Annotated in this window: 15 protein-coding genes and 2 pseudogenes; 5 read left to right on the forward strand and 12 right to left on the reverse strand. The window is 60.4% G+C overall.

Translation table 11 applies throughout. The features are described from left to right. Positions 1–205: 205 nt before the first annotated feature. Positions 206–898, forward strand: a complete 693-nt coding sequence (locus tag NKH22_RS29585; RefSeq protein WP_352912167.1) for an SOS response-associated peptidase — start codon at positions 206–208, stop codon at positions 896–898. A gap of 202 nt (positions 899–1,100) precedes the next feature. Here the strand turns inward: NKH22_RS29585 and NKH22_RS29590 are convergent. Next, positions 1,101–1,786, reverse strand: a pseudogene (locus NKH22_RS29590) (plasmid partitioning protein RepB C-terminal domain-containing protein). Between the two features lie 149 nt (positions 1,787–1,935). After that, positions 1,936–3,540, reverse strand: a complete 1,605-nt coding sequence (locus tag NKH22_RS29595; RefSeq protein ID WP_352912168.1) for a recombinase family protein — start codon at positions 3,538–3,540, stop codon at positions 1,936–1,938. 114 nt (positions 3,541–3,654) lie between these two features. Between NKH22_RS29595 and NKH22_RS29600 the strand changes: the two are divergent. Both NKH22_RS29600 and NKH22_RS29605 read left to right on the forward strand, forming a co-directional pair. Next, a pseudogene (locus NKH22_RS29600) lies at positions 3,655–3,980 on the forward strand (type II toxin-antitoxin system HicB family antitoxin); the annotation flags it as partial. Between the two features lie 184 nt (positions 3,981–4,164). After that, the gene (locus NKH22_RS29605; protein ID WP_023690487.1) at positions 4,165–4,482 is read left to right on the forward strand and encodes a YMGG-like glycine zipper-containing protein; all 318 of its coding nucleotides are present in this window, start codon (positions 4,165–4,167) and stop codon (positions 4,480–4,482) included. 917 nt (positions 4,483–5,399) lie between these two features. Here NKH22_RS29605 and NKH22_RS29610 read toward each other — a convergent pair. The 5 genes from NKH22_RS29610 to NKH22_RS29630 form a co-directional block, all read right to left on the reverse strand. Beyond that, entirely contained in the window at positions 5,400–6,278 is an 879-nt protein-coding gene (locus tag NKH22_RS29610; protein WP_286456777.1) for a YihY/virulence factor BrkB family protein, read from the reverse strand. A gap of 125 nt (positions 6,279–6,403) precedes the next feature. Continuing rightward, positions 6,404–7,588, reverse strand: a complete 1,185-nt coding sequence (locus NKH22_RS29615) for an acyltransferase family protein (RefSeq protein ID WP_352912170.1) — start codon at positions 7,586–7,588, stop codon at positions 6,404–6,406. A 233-nt stretch (positions 7,589–7,821) separates the two neighbouring features. Further along, the gene (locus NKH22_RS29620) at positions 7,822–9,258 is read right to left on the reverse strand and encodes a hypothetical protein (RefSeq protein ID WP_156941087.1); all 1,437 of its coding nucleotides are present in this window, start codon (positions 9,256–9,258) and stop codon (positions 7,822–7,824) included. Further along, complete coding sequence (locus NKH22_RS29625; protein ID WP_023806978.1) at positions 9,224–10,426, reverse strand: MFS transporter; 1,203 nt, start codon at positions 10,424–10,426, stop codon at positions 9,224–9,226. The genes NKH22_RS29620 and NKH22_RS29625 overlap by 35 nt, the downstream gene beginning before the upstream one ends. Before the next feature lie 106 nt (positions 10,427–10,532). Continuing rightward, on the reverse strand, positions 10,533–11,420 hold the full coding sequence (locus NKH22_RS29630) for a helix-turn-helix transcriptional regulator (RefSeq protein WP_031203337.1): 888 nt from the start codon (positions 11,418–11,420) through the stop codon (positions 10,533–10,535). A 278-nt stretch (positions 11,421–11,698) separates the two neighbouring features. Here NKH22_RS29630 and NKH22_RS29635 point away from each other — a divergent pair, with 278 nt between their 5' ends. Both NKH22_RS29635 and NKH22_RS29640 read left to right on the forward strand, forming a co-directional pair. Next, positions 11,699–12,694, forward strand: coding sequence for a class I SAM-dependent methyltransferase (locus tag NKH22_RS29635; protein ID WP_352498912.1), 996 nt, complete (start codon positions 11,699–11,701; stop codon positions 12,692–12,694). A gap of 11 nt (positions 12,695–12,705) precedes the next feature. Beyond that, positions 12,706–13,665 carry a LysR family transcriptional regulator gene (locus tag NKH22_RS29640; protein WP_084013102.1) on the forward strand — a complete coding sequence of 320 codons (960 nt, stop codon included), beginning with the start codon at positions 12,706–12,708 and terminating at the stop codon, positions 13,663–13,665. A 44-nt stretch (positions 13,666–13,709) separates the two neighbouring features. Here the strand turns inward: NKH22_RS29640 and NKH22_RS29645 are convergent, their stop codons facing one another. The 5 genes from NKH22_RS29645 to trbL are packed head-to-tail and all read right to left on the reverse strand — an operon-like array spanning position 13,710 to position 18,370. Further along, a complete protein-coding gene (locus NKH22_RS29645; RefSeq protein ID WP_023673788.1) occupies positions 13,710–13,934 on the reverse strand; it encodes a DUF2274 domain-containing protein in 225 nt (74 codons plus the stop codon). Next, a complete protein-coding gene (locus NKH22_RS29650; protein ID WP_023673789.1) occupies positions 13,922–15,190 on the reverse strand; it encodes a TraB/TrbI/VirB10 family type IV secretion system protein in 1,269 nt (422 codons plus the stop codon). Before NKH22_RS29650 ends, NKH22_RS29645 begins: the two co-directional genes overlap by 13 nt. Beyond that, positions 15,187–16,326, reverse strand: a complete 1,140-nt coding sequence (trbG, locus tag NKH22_RS29655) for a P-type conjugative transfer protein TrbG (protein WP_023697519.1) — start codon at positions 16,324–16,326, stop codon at positions 15,187–15,189. The genes NKH22_RS29650 and trbG overlap by 4 nt, the downstream gene beginning before the upstream one ends. Beyond that, positions 16,323–17,006, reverse strand: a complete 684-nt coding sequence (trbF, locus tag NKH22_RS29660) for a conjugal transfer protein TrbF (protein ID WP_023673791.1) — start codon at positions 17,004–17,006, stop codon at positions 16,323–16,325. Before trbF ends, trbG begins: the two co-directional genes overlap by 4 nt. A 2-nt stretch (positions 17,007–17,008) precedes the next feature. Beyond that, on the reverse strand, positions 17,009–18,370 hold the full coding sequence (gene trbL / locus NKH22_RS29665) for a P-type conjugative transfer protein TrbL (protein WP_023690476.1): 1,362 nt from the start codon (positions 18,368–18,370) through the stop codon (positions 17,009–17,011). Between the last annotated feature and the right edge of the window lies 1 nt (position 18,371).

The raw sequence follows: 18,371 nt of genomic DNA on the forward strand, positions 1-18,371 counted from the left end.
CGCGAGCACAAGAAGCTCGCTCTGCGCCAAGCCGCATGACCAGCATCATGGCTGCCCCATTTTGCAGAACTTGACGCACACAACCGCAATCATCGGTCACCGCCGCCAAGATACGCGGCGTCTGGCGCCGCAGCGACGAGTATAGGAGAATTCCGACCTTGGCCCGCTCAGCGTGCCTGAACTCCTGCGCAACTGAGGCAGAGCGATGTGCGGACGTTACACCAAATATCTGTCGTGGTCGGAAATCCACCGGCTCTACCGCCTGACTGCGCCGGCGGAGACGGGCCGCAACGACGAGCCCCGGTACAACATCGCGCCGACTCAGGATGTCCCATTCGTCACTGCCGGTGAGGATGGCAACCATAAGCTCCGCGAAGGGCGCTGGTGGCTGGTCCCTTTCTGGGCAAAGGAAATGCCCAAGGCGGCTATGTTCAATGCGAGGATTGAGGGCATCGATACAGCGCCCGCCTTCCGCGACGCCTACAAGTCCAAGCGCTGCCTGATCCCTGCCGATGGCTTCTACGAGTGGACGATATCGCCAGCCGACGGCAAGAAAGACCCTTGGCACATCTACCAGCCAGGCCACGCGCCTTTCTCGTTCGCCGGGCTTTGGGCTTACAATTCCAATCTCGACATAACCAGCTGCACCATCATCACCGAGCCTGCCGGAGAACCGATGAAGCAGTTGCATGATCGGCAGCCTCTCATTCTCGACCCGGCCTACTATGACGCCTGGCTGGACCCGGCGACGCCCAAGGACAGCCTCAAGGACGTTCTCAGCCACGACATCGACGGTCAGCTGCAGTTCAACCGCGTTGGACGTGAGGTGAACACGAGCGCCGTCAACAAGTTGCCCAACGACCATCCCGGCCTGGTCGGGCCGATCAACCCGTTATGAGCGACGAACCGAGCCGGCTTGCCGAAGGGATGACAGCGATTCCGCGCGGCCGAGAGCCGATCGAAAATCGCTTTGCGAGCATTCTGGCTGCGGCAAGCTCGGCGGGTTTGGCTTTTCGAGGCCTGGACAGAAGTCACATTGGTTCTGTTGTTTGCATCCCGGCGACGGCGATCGGTTTCTATAGGAGTTGACGTCCGACCATCTAGCGCCCCTGTTCGAGGCATGGCATCGAGAAGCTGTGAAACTCTTCAAAATGCCCCGGAAAGGTCCGGGCGAGATACCGCACCACTCTGGAATTATCCATCAACCGGTCGAAAAAGCGGTTGGCTGCGACAAGCTCCAGGCCCACCTGGCCATGACGTTCCGCGGCGCTGAGACCGCAAGGCTTACCGCGCCGACATCGAGCACCATCGCGCCGCGCTGGTCTTCCGCTTGTGTGGTGATCGTTGAGAGATTAAAACCCTCGACCAGCAGGGCTTGCGGTGTCAGAGCGACGAGTAGTCTCGCGTAGGTGATCCTGACCCGGTCCATCGCCACCATCAGCCGGGCAATCTCCAATTGCCTGGCTGGCAGCACCTTCTGGAGCAACCCGAAGATTTTTGTTTTTACCGGCGCGTCCCGAAGCAGGTCGAGGACATCAGGGCAAATTCCGTTAACGGCTTTCCGGTTCTCGCCTGTCTCGGAAGCGGGTTTTCCGGGAGAGCAGAACATTTGCGGCTCGCGGGTCGCGCCACGCAACCTATGTGCCAGTAGGCTTGGCATTGTCCTGAAGCCCTCGGACACCAGCGTGGCGCAGAATTGCTTGTCGCGCATCATCAGGTGGAGCGCCGCTACTATCCGGTCTAGGCTCTGTTCAGACTTTGCCGCTTGCGTGACGAAATCGCGCATGCGTTTGCATTCCGTATCGTAGGTCGCCAAAAATTCGTGTGAACGAAGCCTCTTCTTGGACCCTAATGCGCCAGCAACAATATTGCTCGCATGTCTGTCGCCACCGTTTTCCAACGCACGGTAGGCGGCGTCCTTGGCTAAGCGCTTGACTACCAAGCCACGCCTCCGACAGGCTCTCGCTCTGCTAACCTGATAATCGGGTCGAGCGTGGGAAAAATATAGCTGTCCAGCGGTATCCCATTGATGGCATGCAGTTCCGATTTACCCGCGATCTCGTGGGCAGGCGCAATCAAATAGTCCCGAATGGTCAGGTCGCCCGGATTCATACGGATCAGGACGAAAATGTCGGGTAGTGGCCGTTTATCGGCCTTCGAAAACCAGCGTGGATAGCCGAAGCCGGAAACCCTGCATCGGGCCATTGTAATCGCCATCGTGATCTCCTCGTTTATCCGCAGGAGGTCCATCGCCATGTCATGGGCAGCAACCCCGCCCTGCCTATCAATCGCGCCCACAAGATCCCGGATAATCTGCAGCCTCATTGATTCCAGGTGCCGGTTCACGCCGATGAAGCGGTAGTTTTTGGATGGCTCGTATCCGATCAGTTCATAGGCTTTGACAATGGTTCCAAAACGCCGCTGGTAGCGTTGGGCCGGCGGGCATCCGGGATCCGCGTCGATCAGGGCCAACGACAAGGCGCCACGGCGAGCCAGTAGTGCCCTAAGAGCGGCCAGCATCTCGTTGTTGGTCATGTGGCGATAGATGGTCTTGAGCACGATCTGCGCCCGATCGAACAGTTTGCGGTCGACGATCGGCTCCAGGACGTTTTCCACCCGCACCCACTGTTCCGGGGGATTGCGGACTTGATGGCTTCTCAGCCGGGCCGAATGCTTGTTCCAGACGCTGTTGCCAATGTAATTTTCGTTGGTCAGCACCGAGTGCACGGATTCCCGCGTCCATGGTCGCCCCAAATCGCTGAGCACGCCGCGTTTGTTGAGCAGTCTTGCCATCTCCAGCTCTGTCTTGCGTGTTCTGACAAAGTGACTGAAGATCCACTTCACTGTCGCAATCTCGTCAGGCGGGCCGAGCACCAGAACTATTCGATCCGTCTGCTGGCTCTTGTATTCGTGGGATGAAAGGATGCATTTTGAGCGGCCGTGTTGATCGACAAGCAGGCGCCGCAGGCCAAAGCCGGCCTTCCCGCCCTGCCGGAAGCCCAGCCGGATCAACCTTGCCTGGCCGATGAAGACTTTTTGCGAGAGCATTCTGCTCTGCTCGGCAGCCATGCTCCGTTTGATTGCTTTGAGGACGTCTGACCCGATGCTGCCGTCGTTTGCGAATTGCTCGGCGCAAAATTCGATACGCACGCCGGCCATCTGGCATCGGTATTCGTAGGCTGCGCTTTCATCAATGTTCTGAAAACGCCCCCACCGGCTTACATCATAGACCACAACCGTCTCAAAATCGGCTCGCCCACTTTCGACATCGGCCAACAGCTTCTGAAGACCGGGGCGCCCTCCAAGGTTTAAACCGCTGCGACCGAGGTCCTCGTAAGTGGCGACAATGTCGTAAGCCATGATATCGGCATAGTCGCGAATGGCATCCGCTTGGTTGTCGATCGAGTAGGTCTGGTGTTCCGTCGACATGCGCACGTACTGCGCGGCGCGAACTCTAGGCACAGTCTGGTGCCCGCCATCTAACTTTGGCACTTTCCCCACACTCTCGACCGTTGCCCAGGCAATGTCTGCCTGGGGCATGCCCAACCTACTAGGCAGCTTCCTACGGTCCCATTAGGAATACCTCGACAGTTTGTGTCGAATGGCTCGATAGTCTGATCGAGCCTCGAAGCCGCTCCTTGGGGGAACCGACCCGTGCGTCACTATATCGGATTGATCCACAAGCAAGCGGACAGCGACTTCGGCGTATCCTTTCCCGATTTTCCGGGCGTGGTCACCGCCGGCACCAGCCTCGACGACGCCCGCGCCATGGCCGAAGAGGCCCTGGCCTTCCATCTCGAAGGCCTTGTCGAGGATGGCGAAGCCATTCCCGAGCCATCATCCCTGGAAGATGTCATGTCGAACAATGACAATCTCAGCCGGGTCGCCGTCCTGGTAGCGCTCAAAGCCGAACCACAAAGGTGGTGCGCGTCAACGTCACCATTCCCGAAGATGTCCTCGACCAGATAGATCGATATGCGATTCAAACCGAGGCGCTACCGACCTGTTCGCGAAAGCCGTTTCCGCTTTGGCAACCATTGTCTTCAAGGCCCGAGAAACCACGTCTCATTTCGTGAGCGGGCGTGCCGCCGTTTGGCCGCAATGCGCCAGCAACTGGCAACCATTCGCCCCGATCCGCGTTTGGGGCTCCAAAGGAGTTCCAAGATGATCATCAGACAAACCATTGCCGCCGTGCTCATGACTGCAGCACTTGCAGGCTGCGCGACCCAGACCGAACAGCAGCAGAGGGCAACCACAGGCGCACTCATTGGCGGCGGTGTCGGCGCCCTCGCCGGCCAGGCACTGGGCGGCAACACCGAAAGCACGGTCGTGGGTGCCGCCGGCGGCGCCTTGCTCGGCGCCGTCATCGGCCAGTCGACCACGCCGCAGCGCCGCGGCGAACAGCTTTGCCGTTACCAGGACCGCCGCGGCCGGATCTACACGGCGCCTTGCGATGATCGCTATTACAACAACGACTATTGATCCAGCCTCCCTGGAAGTGCGGCTCTCTGACGTTTGCTGCCGCTCTTCCAGGGACCCGGGATCCGTTCGGCGTTTCACAATATGAGAACGCCCGCTCAGTCCATTACACCCTCTGGCTGATGAGCTTGCGCTTGGTGCTTGCAAGGATCCCATTTCGCGGAAGCGACGTGAAGCGCTGGTTTCATGGCGCCAACAATGACATCGCATTGCCGCAGCTGAAAGTGCCGACAGCGACCATCGGCTGCGGCTGAAGAGCGGGGGTGACGGTCACGGTGCCAAACATCAAGGTCGCCAAGCGCGCCTTGGCCAAGCCGAATGGCTTGCGCTGCATGCATAAAATGTGGGATAATTTGTTTGGTGTAGATTCTCGCTCACACCATCCAAAGGCCTCCTTCGGAGGCCTTTTTCATGTCATGGTGGCTGGCAACTGAGTGCCACAACGATTAGGTGGCACTCCCTGCCTAGGCGAAGAGTTGCACTGCCGCCAAGGTCCTTCGACCGCTTTCACGTCGTAAGCTTGGAGAACAATCCCGATGCTCAACAGCATTGCGGGCTGGCTCGATGCTGCAACTGCAATTGCCATTGTTCGGCTCCTGATTGACCTCATGAACCTATACCGCTCCGCTGCCGCCAAGAAGGCGCCGGACGGCAGGCGCGCGAGATCAAAGCCGATACGCAAGCGCCGTCCGCGTCGCCGCTGAACCGCGTCTTCCCAACCAACTCAAACTGTGACCGCGATGGTTTGACCCACCAGCGACCCGTGCACTCATCATATGGCGTCGACCGTATCCAGCTCGCGTGCCCTGCTCGGTGATGCGGTCGGCGCCGACGGGTGATGATCGGGTGGCGTCGCGAAGGCAGCCAGCCGGCGCGCCGCGCGCCTAGTCGATTTCATCGTTAGTGGCGTATGTTGCAAGTCAAGCACTGTGAAGCACAGCGTCCAGATCGGACCTGCTGCCGTGTCGAATGGAATAGGCGCGAGTGATTTCCGCACCAAAAAGAAAAATTTCCGCCGAGTAGTAAGCCCACAGCAGGATGACAAGCAGCCCACCGGCGGCCCCATATGAGGCCGCGACCGCGCTGGAGCCTATATACCAACCGATAAGCGATTTCCCGAGCGTGAACAGGGCAGCGGTTACAACCGCGCCAATCCAGACATCCCGCCATTCCAGGGTTCGATCAGGCAAGATCTTGAAGATAGCGGCGAAAATAGCTGCTAGGAGGACAAAAGAAACGACCGCGTTGATAACGGCCAGGACAAGTGTCCCGAACGGCAGCTGTGCGTTGATGAGGTTGCCTAGGGCCGAAATCGCCGCGCTCGCGACTAGAGAGACGAGCAACATGAAGCCAAGTGCGGTGACCAGTCCCAGACTTACCGCACGTGCGCGCACCAGGCGCGACAACGAACTGCCCTGCGCTTCGACCTTCCATATCATGTTCAAGGACTGCTGTATTTCGCCGAAGACCCCGGAAGCGCTCACAAGCAAGGTGATGATGCCAATCACCGCCGCCCAGGTGCCGCCGGATGGCTTTTCGGATGCGCTCTTCAGTGCGGTTTGCAGGATATTTGCGCTTTCTGTACCCATCATCCCTGTGATTTGGGCGGACAATGCCGCTTGGGCTGCCTCGTGACCGAATGCGAGACCCGCAATTGCAACCACGATGAGCAGAATTGGCGCCAACGATGTTGTGGCATAAAAAGCGATTGCCGCGCCATGGCTGAGAGCATTGTCGTTGACGAACCCAACGACGGCTTCTCGCACCATTGCCCATGCATTTGTGATCCCGCGATGCATTTTTCGCCCCAGTCGAATTGGCGTTCACTAGCAATGCACCAGCACATGTGATGTTCCGGTTGCGGGCTACTAACGCCCTCAGGGGGAGCAGGCAACGTCAGTGGTTATGCGCCGCGCTTGGCGCCCTACTCCGCCGGGGTCTTCTCGAGCACCGGCGCAATTTTCCGGCCAAAGCGCTGGACAACGAAGCGGCCCGCCTTCTGGCCGGGGACCTCGATCAGAGTGTAGGTGATCCAGGACAGCAACGTCACCGTCGGCAGCACAACGGCAACGACGATGGCGAAGCGCAGCGGCGCCGACAGTTCGTGGCCGAACTCACTGATGACGAACGCCGCGACGGGCTGCAGCACCAGCAGATGGCTCAGGTAGATGCTGAAGGAAAGCTCGCCCATCAGGTGGAAGAACCGGTTGCTGAGCGTCACGGCGATCGCTCGCGCCAACATTCCCGCCCTTCCAGGCAGCATGCGGTAGAGAACCAGCGCAAAGAAGCCCGCCACAAGCGCTTCACGCACCAGAAGCTTGCCCAGCCCCTGGTCGCCGCCAAAGGGCAGCGCCGCCAAAAGCATGGCCAATGCCAGATAGAGGAACGGCCTCGGTCGGCTCTGATGCACGACTCCGGCCAGCAGCATCCCGCACAGGAATATCTGTATCTTCAGCGGCAGAAAGGACGGCATCGGAAAATGGATCGACAACAGCCGCATCGCAAACACGATGACGCAGCCGGCCGCCGCGACCACAAGGGCGCTCCTGATCCAGTCCAGCCTGCGCACCAGCAGCATGACGGCCGGGAACACGGCATAGAACTGCATCTCCAGCCCCAGGCTCCAGTCAGGCAGCGGCGTGCGATAGGCGAGGTTCGGCACCAGCCCAAACAGGAACGTGAGATGAGCGACGATGTTTTTCAGGCTGCCGTCGAGGTAGCGTTCCGGCGCCTGGTGCGATCTGGAGAGGAAATCGTCGATGATGATCCTGCAATCGTAGAGATAGGGGCCAAGCGCCAGCGCCAGGAAAAGCATGACATAGAACAGCGGCGCGATCCTGAAATAGCGGCGCGTCCAGAATTTGAGCCAGGTTGCCGATCTTTGCCAAGGCTCCTTTTCCTGGCGCAGCTGATAGTGGAACGCCATCAGGAAGCCGGACAGCATGATGAACAGGTCGACGCCGAGATCCGGCTCGCCGACGATCGGAATTTGCCAGCCGGTCAAAAGCATGCAGTGCCCGACCAGCACCCAGATCGCCGCAAGCGCGCGAAGCCCGTCCAGGCATTCGATGCGCGAAGACTTGATGATGCTGGTTTCGTAGCTAGCCATGTTGCACTGCAGCATGGCGCCTGAGGAGCGATTGTCAACCCGGTGAGAGATGACGAATTACGGCTACGATGGCGGATGCCGAATTGTGCCGATCTCCTCGCCAGACAATAGGCTGAACGGACAGGCACCTTTTCAGGAAACCGTCAGCGCGTCCCGAACGACCGAAATCAGGCGCGAAGCAACCGTTCGCAAACCGGCACACGCATGCCAGTTGCGGAAGCGCATAAAACATTTCAGGAAAAGGCCCATTCCGCATCGGACGGCGTGACCAACCCCTGCCGCAGTCGGCTGTGAAGTTCATTCCACGACGGGTCTGTCACGAAGCCTTTCATGCTTCCACAAGCCTCGGCGAAGGAAATGTCGCCCAAACGGCCGATGAGATCACTCATCGCGCCGTTCCTGCCCTTCAGGAATACCTCGAGCGGATCATCATCACACTCAATTACCCGATGTCCCCAAGCACCCGGTACGTCGTCGCTTGCGAGAGCCTGCTGAAGATCTTCATCCACGCCTGTGGCCTCGAGCGCCCGGGAGACGACATAGCGCATCAGGGGGTAATAGATCGGCTGATAGCTGCCTCCAAGCGCGCGCACGCCGGGCAGGATCGACAAAACCAGAAACATCAGCAGGAGATTCGGGACAAGGCTGCGATTTGCCAGCCGCTCAAGGATATCGGGGGCTGTGAAGCACGCCACCTTCATACCGGTCGCGGGATCGATGAGTTCTCCGGCGACCAGACGCAGCGGAAGGCGTTTGCCATTTTCATAGAACCAGAAGAAATCGGTACCGCGCGCGAGCCAGCCACTCCAGGGGCCGGACGCGATCGCGTCGAGGCCGGCAAGGATATTGGAGGCGAACTTCGGGTCTTCCAGCAGTCTCATGTGTAGCCAGGAATTTTCGTCCGACAGATGGTCGGCCACCAGGTCGGCGATGTCCTCGTCGTCGATCTGCAGGAAGGAAAAGTGGCCTCCGAACATTTTTGGCCAAAGCGTAAGATTGGCTGCCTTGATGGCATGCGCGGGCCGCTCGAATTGCGTCTTCGGCAGAAGGGCACGAAGCAGCGTGAGCGCGTCGCCCCCAGTGTTTGGTTCCGTCGGTAACAACTCGAACTTATAGGGTCCCCGCCCGGCTAGCAGGCTGTACCCGATCATCCGGCTTCGGCTCAGGCCAAAGACGTTGACCGGCTTCCCGTCAACGGTGAGCCAGCCTGGCCCCTTGCGTGGCTTTTCGACGAGATTCACCGTCGAAACGGCGTAGGAAACGTAGGTCGAACACCCGTGCGCCGAGAGACCAAGGAGGCTGAAGATATGCGTGTAATAGGCTTCTGGCTCCATGAGGAGAAACAAATGAGGGCCTGTCTGCAACACGCGGCGCCTTTCGAAATCCCTGCAGATTTCTGAGGCGGTATCGGCAGACAACCCGTTTCGTGTCGCTGCCTTCCTGATGATGTCGAGTAGTTTGGTGAAGGCTCGGAGCCGGATTTCTGGCATGGGAACCGAAGCCGGCGCCGTAAACAGGCGAAACGCATAATCGCGGATCGGCCGGGAATGGTATGGGCTCATCCAGGGGTAGAGTGCCGTCAGCGACCCCAGGACTGCCTGTTTCGCATCTACGCCTGCTGTTAGCTCTTCCACCTCACGATTCACCTTTTTCTTGCGTCTGAACGACACTGACGCTCAAACACGAAACACTGATGAGGAGCGCTACGCCAAAGCTGAAGAAAATCGTCGAAGGAAATGCTCGATTTCCTACTGCGGCGGCGATGCCGAACACGAGTAATCCGAGCACCACGGCCACACTATGCATGATGCCTTTTGCCCGGCCCAACAGATAATCCGACACACGCGTCTGCAATGTGACTTCAACGCTGACGCGTCCAAGATTGTATATAAATCCGAGCGCGGCAAAAAGGATCACTGTCCAGGGCGTGGGCAGAAATGCCAGCGCCATGAGTACCAGCGCCGTTAAGCCCAAAAGCATGAGATGGAGCGCATGAGTGCTCATCGATCTTTCAATCCGGAATAGAGAGACCGCACCGATCAGTGAGCCCGCCGACCATGCAGCCTCGAGGTAGCCGAAATCCACGGCAGTACCCTTCTGCTCCTGGACGAAGCTAGATCCCACGACGCTGACAAGCACCGCGCTTGTATAGAGAAGCGCGTAGACGACAATGAGACGACGCAGGCTCAGATCGATTTGGGCTGCCGAGATTTTGGCGGTGCGGACATCGAGCGAAACCGGTTGCAGCCGCATCAAGGCTAGGCAACCCGCTGAAAACAGGAAGAAAGCAGCAAGAACGGTGAATGGTAGGGCTGGGGAGCGCTCATGCAGCAAAGCCCCTGCAAGCAGAGCTGCGCCGAGATTGCCGACCTGCATGACGAAGAAGACGGCGGAATTCGAGGCTACAAGATCGCGGCCGTCAGCTATCACGGGGATCATTGATTGAGAGCTCGTAAGGGCGACACGGTCGCAAAACGAAAAGAGGGCCGCTGACAGACAGATGATCAGAAACACGTCCATGTAGAGGAGCGCGCAAGCGGTAGCCAGCATAACGAGAAAGCGGCTGAGGTCTGCCGCAACGTTCAAGCACCGCCTGTCAAATCGATCCGCCGCTACGCCGGCCAAAGGGCTCGCGATGAATTCGACAACGCTGACGATCGCAAGGAACGTCGCGACGCCGGCGGTTCCGTATCCGCGCTCGACGACAATCCAGGCGGAGGCGATGTAGAAGCCGTTTCGGGCAACGGCCGCCGATAGCGTGCTGGCCAGGAATCCGAGGCACGGATTGGACCGGCCGGCCCGCCCTTTGGCATGATGATTTCGAACCAGGTTTGACATGAGCGGCGTATCCGAGCTGACCGCCGATGGATACCTTCTTCCGCCAAGCCTGCTTTACTGTGATGTTGGGGTTTTCCGATACTTGCTGAGAACAACAAGCGGCGACCTAGATTCGCCACTTACGACGAAATTCCGTCGGGCCCGCACCGAAAGCCCGCTTAAAGGCGGTCGCGAAATGGCTGGAGCTGCCGAAACCACATTCCATCGCGATTTCCGTCGCCGACAGATTGGTCGATCGCAGCATGTCCGCGGACTGCTCCAACCGTCGCTGCGCAATGAATGCGTGCGGCGTCATGCCTGTCGACTGCTTGAAGGCCCTCCAGAAATGGAACCGGCTAACCCCAATTTCTTTTGCCAGATCGGCCAGCGTAGGTCTGCCGTCCGACAACGTCTCGATCATGTCCACTGCCCGCTTGAGATCGAACGATGACAAACCGCCTTTTGCCGGCTCCTGATGGACGCCGTTCAACCTTAACATTTGGCCGAGCAATTGCGTGGCCTGGCACTCCACCATGGTTGCGCTGATGGGGTCAGGCTGCTTGAGCTCCAAAGCAATCCTCTGCAACGCCAACTCTGCAGTGCCGTCCCGAAACCCGATCGAAGGCGGCAGCACTGCCGGGCGATGGCGAGCCATTCCCGCAAACACCTCGTCGGCGAACCCTTTTTCAATCGAGACCAGGAGATAGGAAGCGGTCGCTTCCCCCTCGTCCCATCCATTCCAATCACTGCCGGCCGGCATGAAGATTATCGAACCGGCCCGGCGCGGCAAAAAGGCAATCCGGCGCCCATCCACAATGTCTTCTCCGCGGGACGCCGTGCCCTTCAGGTTCATCAAGAACACATGGTTTGGCTGGAGGAGCCTTGTCTCCTGACGCTCAAGCCCGGTTCTTTTGACTACGTCCGCCCGCACGCTCCCCCAACTCTCATACTTGTGGGCAAGGGATTGGTGCCGTGAGCGGCGATTCTCGGTCGGGTCGAGGGCAAGAGTATTCACGTATCCACAGCCTCCTTACTGGCGAGTGGCCAGTCGTCGCATGATGTGGCGAACCATTGGTTGCTGAACAACGCGCAAATAACTCTGGATTGGTAGAAGATGTGACTTTAGCGAAAAAATGGCAAACGAGCGAAAGCCGTCTGTATCCGGCAGGCCTACGAGTTGGCTCAGCCAATACTTGAGCCAGGCGAAATATTAGACCCCACTTATCTTAGTGGCATTTCCCCTATCGACGTATCGGCATCTCACCAACGGAACGGTGCTGGAGGCATACTGCGATGCGTGGACTCGACGACTTTCTGGCTGAGTGCGACGCTGGCCCACGGATCAACCGACTAGCCGGCTTTTTCGCCGCGACCGCCGCTGGCAAGAGCGGGATGCCAATCCGCAAGCCCGTCGCGGACGCCCGCCTTCTGCCGAGCGATGAACTGCTGCACGGCTTGGTCAGCCTGCATGCGGCACGACAAGGTTTTTTCGACCAGCACTATCACGGCAGCATTCCCTACAGATTAGAGGAAGAGTGCCGGATGGCCTACGCAGTGCTGAAATACGCACGGCATCGTGGTGGTCCGCTTTCGCTATATAGCCTTGGAACAGCGGAAGGCACGATGGCGAGGACACTGTCGGAACTGTCCGATGGGCAGGTACGCTCACTGTCGTGCAGCCCGAACGCGGAGAATTACAAATGCTTCATGGCTTATGGCCAACCACCGCACGCCGACTTTTTCATTGGTCCCTTCCATCATTTGACAAAGGACGTCCTGGGCTCGGATCCGCGACTGGCAAATTTCGCCCACGGTTTCGATATCATTCTGGAAGATACGACCTTTCAGATGTACTCGCCGAACAGAGTGGGACAGATCGAGTTCGTGACACAGCACCTCAAGCCGGACGGAATCTTCGTCTTCGTCGAGAAGTTCCGGGCAACCGAGGAGCCGGACTACAGGCGTCGCGAATACCAGAAGGATTTCGGCTTCAAGGCGCGCTATTTTCCCCCAGACGAAATCGAGAAAAAGCAAACCCTCGTTCTGAATACGATGTTCGGCAATGAGGTGACTTTGGCAAAGATGGCTGACGCCATACGCGCGCATTTCAGCTACTGCGCCCTGACCTGGAACAGCGGAAATTTCTGTAGTCTCGCGGCGAGCAATAGCGAGGAAAACCTGAACCGATACCTTTCCCAGATGGCCGCTCCGGCCATTCCGCACGAGTACGTCTACGAAACCAGCTTGTATCCGACCCTGCCGGTTAGCGTCGCCGCCGCGCAGGAATAGGCTCCTGTGCCTTGAGACAGGTCAACAACACGTTGCGTCGTTTGGACCATGTCTTCGCGGCTGTCGACCATGGCAGCCTCAGGCAGGCCGCAAGAGTTCTCAGGGTGAGGGAATCCTGTGTCAGCCGCAACATCGTTGCTCTCGAACAATTGCTGGACATGCAGTTGTTTGACCGCGACGTCCATGGCGTTCGGCTGACCGAAGCAGGCCGGGCCTGGACTAACCTCGTCCGGGCTCATTATGAAGGGTTGCAAGATGCCATGGCCGGAGGTGGTCCTGGCGACCAGGATGCCAAAACAGTCAAGATAGGGTTGTGCGGTCAGATAGGACGGGCGTTCGTGGCGCGGCTTGTCGATCGATTTCGCGGCTTGCATCCGGACGTGAGCATCGCCATCGAGGACGTTCCCCATGATCAGTGTCTGGCGGCAATACGTCGCCGGCGCCTTGACATCGTGTTCACGCACGGGCTCGAGAACGGCGCCTTATGCCGCAGCGAGCTATTTGGACACGAGCGCTTGTTCATTCTCCTGCCCTGTTACCATCCGCTTGCTGAAAGGTCTGCGGTCACATGGGCAGATCTTGCAGATACCTGCCTGCTGGTTTCGGTCGGATCGCCGCTGGATCCGGTTTTGTTGGAAAAGATTGCCGCAGGTGGTGGCCCCGCTATTCAAATATGTCGCGCGAGCGAAGCGACGGTCATCCTCAAGGTGCAACTCGGTCAAGGCGTTACTCTGGCGGGCGAAGGTTTTGCCAGGACAGTCGCCATCGACGCTACAGTATGGAAACCCATCGACGGTCAGCACAGCATCAGTTCGATTAAGGCGGTGTGGCTGGAATCGAACCCAAAGCGTGCGCTTCTGCGCCTGGTTGGGACCGCAAGAAACCTGGTGGCCGCAACGCGACCCGGGCCTACCCCTGTCAATGGAGGAAGTTCGGGACGCCGCGGCGCGATTTCTGAAGTCACGCCATGACTGGGAGGTGCGACTGACCCGGTTTGACTTCAGTCGTCCAGCCTCTAACCACCCTCCGAACGCTTTGCCCTGGCAAAGCCTCGATCCGTCGCAATGAACCGCTCCAGCATCGCAACGATGAGGCGCGGCGCATCGGCGGGCCGTTGCCCCGCTTCGCGGCCGAGGATCTCGGCATAAGCCGTCAGATCACGGTGCAGTGCCGCAGGGAGTTCCACCATGACCTTGACAGGCTTGTCGTCAGCGATTGGCCCCAGTTTCAGCTTGGCCATTTCAGCCCCCCATAAGGTTCGAGCACGAGATCGCGTGTGACGATCACCCGCACCGGGAATCCCGGTCGGATGGTGAGCGTCGGCGCTATGTTGAGCTGCCGCTGGACGATCTGCTGGCCTGTCTGGCTGATGCTGTCGGAAGCACCCTGGCGAAGAGCGCGCATGATGTCGCTCTCCTGGCCCGATGAGCCTGCTTGCGCGCCGATGCTCAGAACCGTGGAAAGCGCTGCAGCCTTGAACAACTCGCCCCAGTGATAGTCGACGCCGTCCTCGAGACCGGCATAGCCCTCAGCGTCCGCGCCAGGCTCACGTTCCAGAACGATGGAGCGGCCGTCAGGAAAAATCAGCCTGGTCCATACCAGCAACACGCGACGCTGGCCGAAGCCGACCCCATTGTCATACTGGCCGATGAGGCGCGTCCCCTGCGGAATGAGACGGATATGTCCGGTGGGGCTGTCATAGACATTCTCCGTCACCTGCGCGGTAATCTGACCGGGCAGGTCTGAGCGAATGCCAGTGATGAGGGCAGCTGCGATGACGGCGCCCGCCTGCAGGACGTTTTTCGACGCCGGCGCCGCAACACGATCCGACGAGACGGTGCGCTTGTCAGGCGGCTGGTCGAGGAACGCAAGTTGGCGGTCTTGCGCCGAGGGCGTCGCTGACTGCGGCGCGAGGCCAAGGTTGGCGAGATCGGTTTGTGGCATGGTGTCTGTCGTGGCTCGAGCGACAGTCGCGTCACTAGCGGGCCGCGTTTGCGTGGACGCGAACAGACGCGCGGTCCTCGCCGCCTCCAGTTCCTGCTCCCGGCGCTGTTCCTCTGGATCCGGTCCGACCGAGCCCGACGACGGCGCTCCGTTCGCCGGGCCGCCATTCTGCGCGTTGAGGATCGGGCGGCCGAGATCGCCGGGAAGCGGTGGGCCAAGCTTTGGAACGCCCGTATAGTCCTTTGGCAGACCGGCGAGCCCATCGGGCGTCGAACGATTATCGGTTGAATAGAGCTCCTGACCCTGGCCTTGCTGACGGTTCTGAAGCGCGTAAATCAGCGCACCGCCGACAGCGAGGCTAGCGGCGAGCCCCAATCCGGCCAACGCCTTGCGGGACAGACGCGTCACGCGCGACGGCTCGGCGCGCAGCCGCATGGCCGCGGCCGGCTCACCTGTCAACGGCCGGGCGTCATCCTCGACCGGTGCCTCCGGCCGGGCGTCATTCGCCGGCCCCCGGCCTTCTTTCTTCCCGGGATCCATTTTGTCGCTCATGATGACGACCCTCCCCTGCCTGTTCGGAGGTTCGTCGCTGGCGGGGTCTCACCAGGGCCATGCATCCATGAAAATCGACTGCTCCTTACCCCATCGGTGCGGGAGACGCGGACGCGCCTCTGGTTCTTGCCGGCGCCGAGGCGCAACTCGGCGGCGGCAAACATCCGGTCGACGATCATGTAGTTGCCGCGCACGCGATAGTTGACCAGCTCGGACGTGTCGCCTTCCGGCCCTACCACGAAGAGTGGCGGCATCTCACCCTGGCCGATGCCCCGCGGGAACTCGATGAACACCTGCTTGCCATCGTCGAAGGCGCGCAGCGGCCGCCACGGTGCGCGATCGCCCGTCACCTCGTAGCGGAAATTGACGCGAGAAAGATCGATGCCTGTCGAGACCGGCTGTGCAGCCTCAGCTTGCTGGTTCTGCCTGCGCAAGGCGATGAGTTGGTCCTGCGGGTATTGCCAGGAAACCGACGCCATATAGGTCGACGGCGTCGAGCGCAGTTCCATGTGATAGGTACGCCGATCGGTATTGATGACGAGATTGGTGAGAAGGTCGGCGCGCGTCGGCTTGACGAGTATGTGGACCTGCTTGGCCGCGCCCGTACCGCTCTCGGTATCGCCGATGATCCAGCGCACGGTGTCGCCGGCGGCGACGGGACCGGAACCGACGAGCTGCTCGCCGGGCTGGAGCGCGATGTCGGTGATCTGCCCCGGCGAGGCATAGACCTGATAGAGCGCGCCATCGACGAATGGATAGACCTGCATCGAGTTGATGAAGCCGTTGCGGACAGGCTGGACGCGCGCGGCCGCATTGGCCAAGTTCACGCGCGCGGTCGGATCGGTCGGTTCCGGGTCGGGCTTTGCGGCCTTGCCGACCGGCTTCAACTGGCCTGGAAGCGGCAGCGGCTTCGACAGCTCCACCACCTTGACGGGCGGTGGCGGATCGACGGCATGCACGGCCGGGACCGGATCGTCATAGGAAATCTCCGGCGGCTTCTGCCTGGTGGCGCAGCCCGCAAGCGCCGAAGTGCAAAGCAAAAGCGCTGGAAGGGCCATTTTGCGGAAGGCCGGCATTGCGTGGATGAGGAAAACCGGACGCCCCCAGGGGGCGGCTTTGCAGAGTACGGGCATCATTGTCCAAGCTCCTTCGACCAGTTGATGGCGTTGATGTAGATTCCAAGCGGGTTCTTCCTCAGCGCATCAGCGTCGCGCGGGGGCTGGACGACAATGGTGAGGATGGCGGACCAGCGCTCCGTGGAAGCCAGTGAGCCGTCCTGATAGCGGCGTTCGACCCAGGCGATTCGGAAGCTCACCGGCGATGCGCGGATGACCGACGACACATCGACGGCGACCTGCTGCTTGCCGACCTTGGTGAACGGGTCATTGGCGCGCGCATAGTCGTTGAGAGCCAGCGCCCCGCCCTGCGTCGCGAAGTCGTAGGCGCGCAGCCAGTTCTGCCGCACGATGACCGGATCGGCGGGGATCGACCTCACCTGTTCGATGAAGTGCGCCAGGTAGAAGGCAATCTGCGGATCGTTCGGCTGATAGTCGCCGACCGCAGGTCCCACAGCCTGCGCCTGGCCGAGACGATCGACCTGCACCACCCAAGGCATGATCGAGCCTTTGGCGGATTGCCAGATGAGCGCGGCCGAGAACCCCGCGGCGAGCGCCAGGCAACCGAAGGCCATGGTGCGCCAGTTGCGCGCCTGCACGCGAGCCGAACCGATGCGCTCGTCCCAGAGCTGAGCAGCGCGTTGGTAGGGGGTCTCGGGTTGTGGGGACTTGCCGTAGTGCGTGGACGGTCGTTTGAACATGCTCAGTCACTTTCAGAGAGGTTGATCGAGGAGCCGCCGCCATGGCTGTCGCCACTGCGAACGGCGTGGGCGGCGGCCTGGACGCCATGGGTCATCTGTTGCGAGCGCTTCATGCGCTTCGCCCAGGCTGGCTGACTTTCGGTTGCGGAGGACGCGACGGGTGCGGAGCCGGCTTCGGGCGCGTTCGCGCCGATTGTGCCAGCCGTGGATGACCCGCCCGTCGTCTCGAAGGCAGCGCGAGCGCCCGACTGGTAGCTGTGCTTCATGCTGCCTGCCGCATTATTGGCCGCACGCTTGAGCGGTGAGATGGCACCTTGGGCGCCGGCTCTGATGACACCGCCGAGCCCGGATGCGACGCCAGAAAAGCCAGACTCTCCGGCCGCGCTGAGGCCGTAGGCTGTGGACGCCCTGCCCGCCATGGCGGCACCGCCACGGGCCGCCGCTGCAGCACCGCCACTGACAGCCGCGCCTCCAGACACGACTGCGCCGCCGGCCGCAGTGCCGACTGCTGCCATGCCTCCGACGGCGAGCCCAGCGCCGACCGCAGCACCCGCGCCGAGTTGCGGGCCGCCGGAGACGAGGCCGTTGGCAATGCCAGGTCCAAATATGCCAAGGCCGAGCAGCGACAACGCGGCCAGCACGATCGCCATGGCATCGTCGATCGACGGCGTGTTGCCGCTGAACCCCGCGGTGAACTCGGAAAAGAGCGTTGAGCCGATGCCGATGATGACGGCGAGCACCAGCACCTTGATGCCGGACGAGATGACGTTGCCAAGCACCCGCTCGGCCATGAAGGCGGATTTGCCGAACAGACCGAAGGGAATGAGCACGAAACCGGCGAGCGTCGTCAGCTTGAACTCGATCAGGGTGACGAAGAGCTGGATCGCCAGGATGAAGAAGGCCAGCAGCACCAGCGCCCAGGCGAAGAACATGCAGGCGATCTGGATGAAGTTCTCGAAGAAGGACCAATAGCCCATCAGGTTCGAGATCGAGTCCAGCAACGGCCGGCCGGCGTCGAGCCCGGTCTGCGCCACCTTGCCCGGGCGCATGAGATCGTTGACGGTAAAGCCCGTACCCGAGGCCTTCAGGCCAAGCCCGGCGAAGCTTTCAAAGACGATGCGGGCGAGATTGTTCCAGTTGGAGATGAGATAGGCAAAGACGCCGACGAACAGCGTCTTCTTGACGAGGCGCGCCATGATGTCGTCGTCCGCCCCCCAGGACCAGAAGAGCGCAGCCAACGTCACATCGATGACGATCAGGGTTGTGGCAATGAAGCCGACCTCCCCGCCGAGCAGGCCGAAGCCGCTGTCGATGTAGCGCGTGAAGACTTCGAGGAAATGGTCGATGACCCCCATGCCACCCATG

Origin of the sequence: Mesorhizobium sp. M1252 (assembly GCF_040318265.1) — a bacterium.
Lineage (GTDB): Bacteria > Pseudomonadota > Alphaproteobacteria > Rhizobiales > Rhizobiaceae > Mesorhizobium.

What these genes read in the sequence shown, in the direction of transcription:
- NKH22_RS29625 (WP_023806978.1), bottom strand. Translation starts at nt 10,426, where the DNA reads ATGTCAAACCTGGTTCGAAATCATCATGCCAAAGGGCGGGCCGGCCGG.
- NKH22_RS29605 (WP_023690487.1), top strand. Translation starts at nt 4,165, where the DNA reads ATGATCATCAGACAAACCATTGCCGCCGTGCTCATGACTGCAGCACTT.
- NKH22_RS29645 (WP_023673788.1), bottom strand. Translation starts at nt 13,934, where the DNA reads ATGGCCAAGCTGAAACTGGGGCCAATCGCTGACGACAAGCCTGTCAAG.
- NKH22_RS29635 (WP_352498912.1), top strand. Translation starts at nt 11,699, where the DNA reads ATGCGTGGACTCGACGACTTTCTGGCTGAGTGCGACGCTGGCCCACGG.
- NKH22_RS29610 (WP_286456777.1), bottom strand. Translation starts at nt 6,278, where the DNA reads ATGCATCGCGGGATCACAAATGCATGGGCAATGGTGCGAGAAGCCGTC.
- NKH22_RS29615 (WP_352912170.1), bottom strand. Translation starts at nt 7,588, where the DNA reads ATGGCTAGCTACGAAACCAGCATCATCAAGTCTTCGCGCATCGAATGC.
- NKH22_RS29585 (WP_352912167.1), top strand. Translation starts at nt 206, where the DNA reads ATGTGCGGACGTTACACCAAATATCTGTCGTGGTCGGAAATCCACCGG.
- trbF (WP_023673791.1), bottom strand. Translation starts at nt 17,006, where the DNA reads ATGTTCAAACGACCGTCCACGCACTACGGCAAGTCCCCACAACCCGAG.
- trbG (WP_023697519.1), bottom strand. Translation starts at nt 16,326, where the DNA reads ATGATGCCCGTACTCTGCAAAGCCGCCCCCTGGGGGCGTCCGGTTTTC.
- trbL (WP_023690476.1), bottom strand. Translation starts at nt 18,370, where the DNA reads ATGGGTGGCATGGGGGTCATCGACCATTTCCTCGAAGTCTTCACGCGC.
- NKH22_RS29595 (WP_352912168.1), bottom strand. Translation starts at nt 3,540, where the DNA reads ATGCCCCAGGCAGACATTGCCTGGGCAACGGTCGAGAGTGTGGGGAAA.
- NKH22_RS29650 (WP_023673789.1), bottom strand. Translation starts at nt 15,190, where the DNA reads ATGAGCGACAAAATGGATCCCGGGAAGAAAGAAGGCCGGGGGCCGGCG.